Raw genomic sequence first — 7,977 nt, 5'->3', positions numbered from 1 at the left:
CGGCGAAATTCAGCGAGCTCGGAATGCCCAGGAGATTGACGAGATTCTGCAGCACCTGAAGCAGCACGGTGCCGAGCACGACGCCGATGATCGAGCCCTCGCCGCCGCGCAAGGAGCAGCCGCCGAGCACCGCGGCGGCTATCGCGTAGAGCTCGTAGAAGGAGCCGTGCACCGCCGGCGAGATCGATCGGGTGTACATCGCAATCAGGATCGCGGCGAACGCGGTCAGCCCGCCACAGATGATGTAGGCTGAAACAACGACGCGATCGGAGCGGATGCCGGAATAGCGCGCCGCTTCCTCGTTCTTGCCGACGGCGTAGAGATAGCGGCCGAACACGGAACGGTGCAGCAGCACCCAGGCGACCGCAGCGACGATGAACAGCGCGACCACGCTGTGCGGCAAGGGAAAGCCCAGCACATTGGTGCGTCCCGCGGTCAGCCATTCCAGCGTCGGAAAGCTCGCGCCGAAGCCGAAGCCGGCGGTCGCGTCCTCGGTGTAGTAGCGCGCGGCGCCGCGATAGATCAGAAGTCCGCAGAGCGTCACCACGAAAGGCTGGATGTGCATCCTGGTGACGAGCGTGCCGTGTACGAGGCCGATCGCGAGCCCGCCGGCGATGATTGCCGCAAAGGCCAGCATCCAGTTGACGTCGTGATTGACGATGAGGTCGATGAAGAGCACACCGAGCAGCGCGATGACCGAGCCGACCGACAGCTCGATGCCGCCGATGATGATGACGAACGCTTCCGCGATAGAGAAGATGCCGAACATCCCGACCTGGTTGGCGGTATTGGAGAGATTGCCGACCAGCAGGAAGCGCGGGTTGATGAAGGTGACGACCGCGCCGACCACGAGGATCAGGACCAAAAGGCTCAGATCTTTCTTGTTCAAGGGCCCCTCGCCTCAGATTGTGTGGCCGACTGCCAGTTGCAGCACATTGTGCTCGCTGAACTGGCTGCGATCAAGGAAACCGGAGATCGCGCCCTCATGCATGACCGCGATCCGGTCGCTCACCCCGATCACCTCCTCCATGTCGCTGGAGATCATCAGGACCGCGACGCCCGCATCGGTCAGGCGGCGCAGCATGTCATAGATCTCCTGCTTGGCGCCGACGTCGATGCCGCGCGTCGGCTCGTCGAAGATCAAGACTTTCGGCCGCATCGACAGCCATTTGGCGAGCACGACCTTCTGCTGGTTGCCGCCGGACAGCGAGCCCACGGCGGTTTCGACGTCAGGCGCGCGGATCTTGAGGCGCTCGCGCTGGCGGCGGGCGTTCTCGGTCTCGCGCGCGGTGTTCACGAGCCAGAGCCGCAAGTAGGACGACAGATCCGGCAGCGAGATGTTTTCGGCGATCGAGAAGTCGAGCAGGAGGCCGGAGCTCTTGCGGTCCTCCGGGACGAGATAGATGCCGTGCTCGATCGCGGCACGGGGACTGGAAATGCGGATCGGCGTGCCCTCCAGCCTGATCGCGCCGCCGCGCAAGGGATCGACGCCGAAAATGGCCCGCGCGAGTTCCGTGCGCCCCGATCCGACGAGGCCCGCAAGCCCCAAAATCTCGCCGCGGCGCACCGACAGGCTGACGGCGCGCTCTGGATATGTGTCGGTAACGACTTCGACGATGTCGAGCACGGCCTTGCCGGGAGGAGCTGCCGGCGGAACGTACAGCGATTTGAGGTCGCGCCCGATCATCAGGCGGATCATCGCGGCCGGCGACAGCTCTGCGCGGGTCAGCGCGCCGACCATCCGCCCGTCGCGCAGCACCACCGCGCGATCGGCGCACTGCATCACCTCGTTGAGGCGGTGTGTGATGAAGATGATGCTGACGCCGTCAGCCTTGAGGCCCGCGATGACCCGCATCAAGCGGTCCGTCTCGGTGAGCGTCAGGCTCGAGGTGGGCTCGTCCATGATGACGAGGCGCGCGTCGAGCGAGAGCGCCTTCATGATCTCGACGAGCTGGCGCTGGGCGAGCGACAGCTCGGCGAGTGGCGCGTCGGGTTCGAAGTCGGCGCCGAGCCGTTCCAGCAACGGCCGCACCTTCGCATAGAGCGCCTGCCGATCGATCAGCCTGAGCGGCCCGCCATGGACCGGCTCGCGACCGATGAAGACGTTGCCGGCGACGTCGAGATTGTCGAAGAGATTGAGCTCCTGGTGGACAAAGGCGATGCCGGCCTGGATCGCCTCCGCCACGGTGAACGAGCCCCGCTCGACGCCGTCAACCCGGATGAGGCCGCCACTCGGCTCGACGACGCCGCCGAGCACGCGCATCAAGGTCGACTTGCCCGCGCCGTTCTCGCCGATCAGCGCGATCACCTCGCCCGGCGCGACCTTGAGGTCGACGTGGTCGAGGGCGACCACGCCGGGATAGGTCTTGCTGATGTCGACCAATTCGAGGAACGGCTCAGGCATTGGCGGCTGCGAGCAGCGCTGACACCCCTACTTCTTGAGCATCGCTTTCATCGATGCCATGAAGTCGTCGACATTCGCCTTGTCGATGACCTTGCCGGGAACGATGATGATGCCGTTTGCCGGAATGCCCGACTTGTCGCCCCCGATGTAGGCGGCCATCAGCTTCATGCCCTGATAGCCCCACTCGAACGGCTGCTGGACGACGGTGCCGGCGATGCTGCCTTCCTTGACGCCGCCGAGTGTGATCGGATCCTCGTCAAAGCCGATGATCTGGATCTTGCCGAGCTTACCGGCCTCCTTGAGCACCTCGTAGATGCGCGGCGTGTTGTAGGAGTAGAAGCCGACGAGGCAGCTCACGTCGGGCATCGCGGCGAGGATGTCCTCGACGTTGCGCTTGGCGCGGGTCTGGTCGATCTCGTCGCCGCGAACGTCCACGAGCTCGACCTTCGAGCCCTTGATCGTTTCCTTGACGCCCTCGATGCGCTCGCGGGCATTGTCGGCGCCGGGCAGACCGACGAAGCCGACGCACTTGCCGCCGCTCGGCAGCGCCTTCAGCATCAGCTTGCCGGCTTCCTTGCCGAGATCGGTGTTCGACGAACCGATATAGGCCACGCGCTTGGAGGCCGGCGCGTCGCTGTCGGTCGTGAACAGCACCGTCTGCGAAGCGACCTTGTTCAATTGCTCGGTCTGGTTCTTGGGATCGACCGCGCTGACCATGATGCCGGCAGCACCTGCCGCGACGAGGTCGTCCATCACCCGCTGCTGCACGGCGGCCGCGGCCTGCTCCGGATATTTGAACTGAAGCTCGAAATTGGGCAGTTCGCCCTGCGCCTTCTTGACGCCGGCTTCGGCGATTTTCCAGAAGTCGGACGCGCCGTTCACGACGAAGGCCAGAACCTTCTTGTCCGCCGCGTTGGCCGAGCCGAGACCCAGCGCGACCGCGAACGCAACGGAGACACCTGCAACCAAGAGACGCTTCATTCATCCCTCCCTTTTAAGCGGTCGACCGTCGATCGCGGCCAACTCTTCATGTCATTTACGCAAGCCACCCTGTTTCTCCCCACCACTGGACCAACGAAGCGCCGCTCCGGATCAACGGAAGTCGCGGGCGCCGTCGGCTCCAGCCTGCAAGGAAGAAAAAAATGAGGCACGCACCTCAAACGTACCAGAATCCCTCCGGGCGCGCAACCGAGGGCGCATTCGCTTCGGTTGGGCAGGCAAGTCAACCCGGCGCCCGAAGCCTGGATGGAGCGCAGCGCAATCCAGGTTTGCCCCGCGGGCTGCGATCCCGGATCACGCTTCGCTTACCCCGGGCTACGATTTCTACTTTGCATGGGGTTGTTTTCGCTAAATGAGAAATCACGTGCGCCGCCGGCGCCAATCCCACCGACGCCCGGGCATTTCCACCGCTCAAATTTCACATTGACAGAATTCGGAATTATGGCATCCTGCAGTCTCGTCTCCTGCCAAAACGCGGGCGTCTCGACGGATGGCCGCAAAGAAACTCCCGTTAGGCTCTCACGCCCGGTAGCTGCGAACGAGCATTCACAGGCACGATCCCTCACCATTTGTGATCACCGCGCTTTCACGCTATTCACACCGGCTGGAACAGGCCATCGTGCAGTCTATTTCATGACCGGGCAGTCCGCGCATCCCCTCGCCCCGGTGGCGGTCGACCGCCGAAACTTCATTCGCCTCGCCGGTGCATCGGCCGCGGGATGGCTTGCGCTCGCCGCATCGCCGGACCGGGTCCGCGTCGTCGCCTCCCTGATCGGATTGCCGCTCGGAGACCCCCTGACGAACCGGAGTGCACCGGAGAGCGCTGCCTCGCGACTGAGCGCTCTGATCCAGGGAATGACCGAGCGCGGATGGGTGGAAGGCGTCAATGTCCGCTACGAGACGCGTTCGAGCTTCGGCGGCCCAGCGCAGCAGGAAGCTGCGATCCGGGAAATCCTCGCACTCAAGCCGGACGTAATCCTGACCTCGTCGACGATCGAGACCGCAGCTCTGACGGCGGCCACCAAGACGATCCCGATCGTGTTCGCCACCGCCAACGATCCCGTCGGCAATGGCTTCGTCGAGAGTCTCGCGAGACCCGGCGGCAACGTCACCGGCTTCACCAACGGCACCGCCGAAATGGGCGGCAAATGGCTTCAGCTCCTGCGGGAAGCAGCTCCCGCCATCGCGCGCGTCGGTGTGCTCTTCAATCCTGCGACCGCTCCGCGCGCCGGGCGTTTCTTTCTCGACTCGATCGAATCCGAAGCCGCGTCCTTGGGCGTGACCGTCACGCCGTTGCCGGTCAACGACACAACCGGCATAGACCAGGCCATTCGCGGCTATGCCGGTGCGCCCCCGGGCGGGATGATCGCGCTCGTCGACCCCTTCCTCGTCATCAACCGGCGCACCATCGTCAACGCCGCCGCGCAGCACCGCGTCCCGGTGATCTATCCGTTTCACTATTTCATCGACGTCGGCGGGCTGATGAGCTACGGCGCTTCTCTCGAGGTGCGCTCGGCGGATTATGTCAACCTCATCCTGCGCGGGACCAAAGCGGGCGACCTTCCGGTGCAGTCGCCGCGCAAATACGAGCTTCTGATCAATCGCAAGGCCGCTGACGCTTTGGGGCTGAAGCTGCCGGCCACATTGCTCGCACGCGCCGACGAGATCCGCGAGTGAGCGAGCCGGCCGACCACGACACCTCGCGCGCGCCTCCGAGCCGGCTGTTCCGCAAATATCTCTATTCGTTCGTCGCGCTCGCCTTCGCGGCGCTCGCCGTCAACACTGCGCTCGAGGTCTGGTTCTCCTACCGCGAGCAGAAGCAGCTCCTCGCGGCAACCCAGCGCGAACAGGCCGCATCGGCTGCGATCCAGATCGGCCAGTTCATCGGTCAGATCGAGAGCCAGCTCAAATGGCTCTCGCGCCTGCCGCCGGATCTGTCGGCACAGGAGGATGAGCGGCTGAACGCCATCCGTCTCTTGCGCCTCTCACCCGCCATCGCCGAGATCGCAACGCTCGATGCCCGCGGACGCGAGCAGGTCCGCGTCTCACGCCGCCTCGCCGACAAGGTCAGCAGCCAGGCCGATCTTGCGGCCTCGCCAGCTTTTCTCGGCGCCAGGGCTAGCGGCATCTACTACGGACCGGTCTACTTCTTCGGTGATACCGAGCCGTTCATGACGCTTGCCGTTCTCGGCGGCGGAAACGATCCGCAAGTCACGGTCGCCGAGGTCAATCTGCGCTTCATCTGGGATCTCGTCGCCAGGATCAAGGTCGGCAGCACCGGCAAGGCCTATGTCGTCGATCGCGAGGGACAGTTGATCGCACATCCGGACTTGTGGCCGGCGCTGCGCCACACCGATCTTTCCAATCGTCCCGACGTCCAGGCGGCACTTGCCGGCACCCCGCCCGCCGCGGGAGGATTCGTCAAGGATGACCTGGCGCAGCGGCGCGTGTTGTCGACCTACGCAACGGTCCCTCCGCTCGGCTGGCTCGTCTTCGTCGAGCTGCCGATCAGCGAAGCCTATGCGCCGATTTACGCCTCGATCGGGCGCTCGACATTCCTGCTGGTCGCCCTGCTCGCATTCGCCGTTCTGGCAGCGTTCCTGCTCAGCCGGCGCATGACCGTCCCCATCCAGATGCTGACGCAGGGCGCAAAGCGGATCGGCAGCGGAGATCTCTCTTTGCGCCTCGCCATCAACACCAATGACGAGCTGGAGGCGCTCGGCGACCAGTTCAACGTGATGGCCGCGCATCTGCGCGATTCCTATGCGACGCTGGAGCGGAAGGTCGCCGAACGCACGGCTGAGCTGGAAAAGGCCCGTGATCATGCGCTCGCCGAGCACGATGCCGCTGAGCGCGCGCGCAGCGCCGCCGTTGAGGCCAACGAGACCAAGTCGCGCTTCCTGGCCATAGTCAGCCATGAGCTCCGTACGCCGCTCAACGGCGTCATGGGCGTGTTGCAACTGCTCGACGATGGGATCCTGAACGAGACGCAGCGGCGACACCTCACGACCGCGGCCGGATCTGGTGAAACCCTGATCGCATTGGTGGATGCGATCCTTGAATATGCCCGGCTTGAAGCGAGCACGGAAGCACTGGAGACCCGCGACTTCCGCCTCGACCAGCTTATCCAGACGGCCGCCGACCTGATGCGTCCGCAGGCGGTGGCGAAGGGGCTGACATTCGACCTCTCCTGCGATGCGAGCCTCAATGCGCATGTGCATGGCGATCCGGTGCGGCTCAATCGCGTGCTGCTCAATCTCATCGGCAACGCCGTCAAGTTCACCGCGAAGGGCAGCATCACGCTCAGGGCCGCGCTCACGCAGCGACAGGATGCCCCGCTGCTCCGCGTCGCCGTCGCCGATACCGGTATCGGCATCGTCTCCGACATGCACGAGCGGGTCTTCGAGGATTTCGTGCAGGCCGACGACAGTATTGCGCGACGCTTCGGCGGCACCGGGCTAGGGCTTGCGATCGCCCGCCGCCTGACGCGACTGATGGGCGGGGACGTGACGCTGGAAAGCACGCCGGGCTCCGGGAGCGTGTTCCACCTCGCAGTCCCGCTCGCACTTGCCGAGCCCGAGACCTCCCAGGGGGGGCCGCGCGCGCCATCGCGCGCGCTGCGCGTACTGCTGGTCGACGACGATCCCGTCAATTGCGAGATCGGCGAAGCCATGCTCGGCCGGCTCGGGCACCATGCCGTGATTGCCACAGACGGCGCGTCGGCGGTCGAGCAGGTCCGCCGCGCGGCGTTCGATGTCGTCCTGATGGACCTGCACATGCCCGACATGGACGGCGTGGAGGCTGCGGCGCGCATCCGGGAGCTTCGATTGCAGCAGATGCCGCGCATCATTGCGGTGACCGCGGACGTGTCGCGGAATGCGCGCGAGCGCCTCGCCGGTGCCGGGATCAGCAAGATCGTCGGCAAGCCAATCCTGATCAAGAACCTGCGCCACGCGCTCGAAGACGATTTGCAAGAGGGATCGGAGACAGCCCGGCTGGCCGCAGGCACGCTGATCGACGAGCGTTTCCTGAGCGATCAGAAGGAGCTGCTGGGCGCGCAGCAGATCGCTGCGCTCTGCGAACTGCTCGAAGAGACGAGTGAGACGCTGGTTGCAGACATCATGCGGGCCGTAGCCGCGGATGATCGCGTGCAGCTTGCGAAATCCGCGCACCGGCTCGGCAGCGCCGCCAGCGCGCTTGGCCTCGTCCGCCTGTTCGAAGCCTGCAACGCGATCGAGCTTGCGGCCGCATCGATGTCGATTGGGGAGTGCCGGATCGCAGCCCTTGAGCTGGACACGCTCCGGCAGGCATCCCTGCAAGCGCTGGCTGGCCTGATCCGCGCCGAAGAAAGGCGCGCGCCTGCACCGGAGTCCTGGCGGCCCAAAAAGAGGCCCGCCAACCAGGGCGGGCAGGATTTCTAAGGGAGGAAGCGCCCTGACAAGGGAGCGCTATGCAATCTCGGCGATTCGATTGGAAACGGTAAGATCGTATAACTACTGTCATCTGCGTCTGCCTTCTACTAGCGGGCTGACCGCAGGACCATCGCGACAGCCACGCAGGCCGGATCGGTTCCG

General features: G+C 65.0%; 5 protein-coding genes. 2 read left to right on the top strand and 3 right to left on the bottom strand.

Features of this window, described 5'->3' with window-relative positions; genetic code table 11:
* The 3 genes from SO180_RS08675 to SO180_RS08665 form a co-directional block, all read right to left on the bottom strand.
* The coding region (locus SO180_RS08675) for an ABC transporter permease (protein WP_449378394.1) at positions 1-889 on the bottom strand (889 nt) is incomplete at its 3' end.
* Positions 890-901: 12 nt separating this feature from the next.
* Complete coding sequence (locus SO180_RS08670; RefSeq protein ID WP_449378393.1) at positions 902-2,404, bottom strand: sugar ABC transporter ATP-binding protein; 1,503 nt, start codon at positions 2,402-2,404, stop codon at positions 902-904.
* Between the two features lie 27 nt (positions 2,405-2,431).
* Positions 2,432-3,385 carry a sugar-binding protein gene (locus SO180_RS08665; protein ID WP_449378392.1) on the bottom strand — a complete coding sequence of 318 codons (954 nt, stop codon included), beginning with the start codon at positions 3,383-3,385 and terminating at the stop codon, positions 2,432-2,434.
* Positions 3,386-4,036: 651 nt separating this feature from the next.
* Here SO180_RS08665 and SO180_RS08660 point away from each other — a divergent pair.
* Both SO180_RS08660 and SO180_RS08655 read left to right on the top strand, forming a co-directional pair.
* Positions 4,037-5,080 carry an ABC transporter substrate-binding protein gene (locus SO180_RS08660; protein WP_449378391.1) on the top strand — a complete coding sequence of 348 codons (1,044 nt, stop codon included), beginning with the start codon at positions 4,037-4,039 and terminating at the stop codon, positions 5,078-5,080.
* Positions 5,077-7,824, top strand: coding sequence for a hybrid sensor histidine kinase/response regulator (locus SO180_RS08655; RefSeq protein WP_449378390.1), 2,748 nt, complete (start codon positions 5,077-5,079; stop codon positions 7,822-7,824). The genes SO180_RS08660 and SO180_RS08655 overlap by 4 nt, the downstream gene beginning before the upstream one ends.
* The last annotated feature ends 153 nt before the right edge of the window (positions 7,825-7,977 follow it).

Source organism: Bradyrhizobium sp. UFLA05-112 (assembly GCF_053572325.1).
Note: the sequence above shows the minus strand (reverse complement) of the source record. Positions and strands in the feature narration are given on the sequence as shown.

Bases quoted from the DNA above. Each gene is read 5' to 3' on its own strand.
- SO180_RS08670 (WP_449378393.1), bottom strand. From the start codon at position 2,404: ATGCCTGAGCCGTTCCTCGAATTGGTCGACATCAGCAAGACCTATCCC.
- SO180_RS08665 (WP_449378392.1), bottom strand. From the start codon at position 3,385: ATGAAGCGTCTCTTGGTTGCAGGTGTCTCCGTTGCGTTCGCGGTCGCG.
- SO180_RS08660 (WP_449378391.1), top strand. From the start codon at position 4,037: ATGACCGGGCAGTCCGCGCATCCCCTCGCCCCGGTGGCGGTCGACCGC.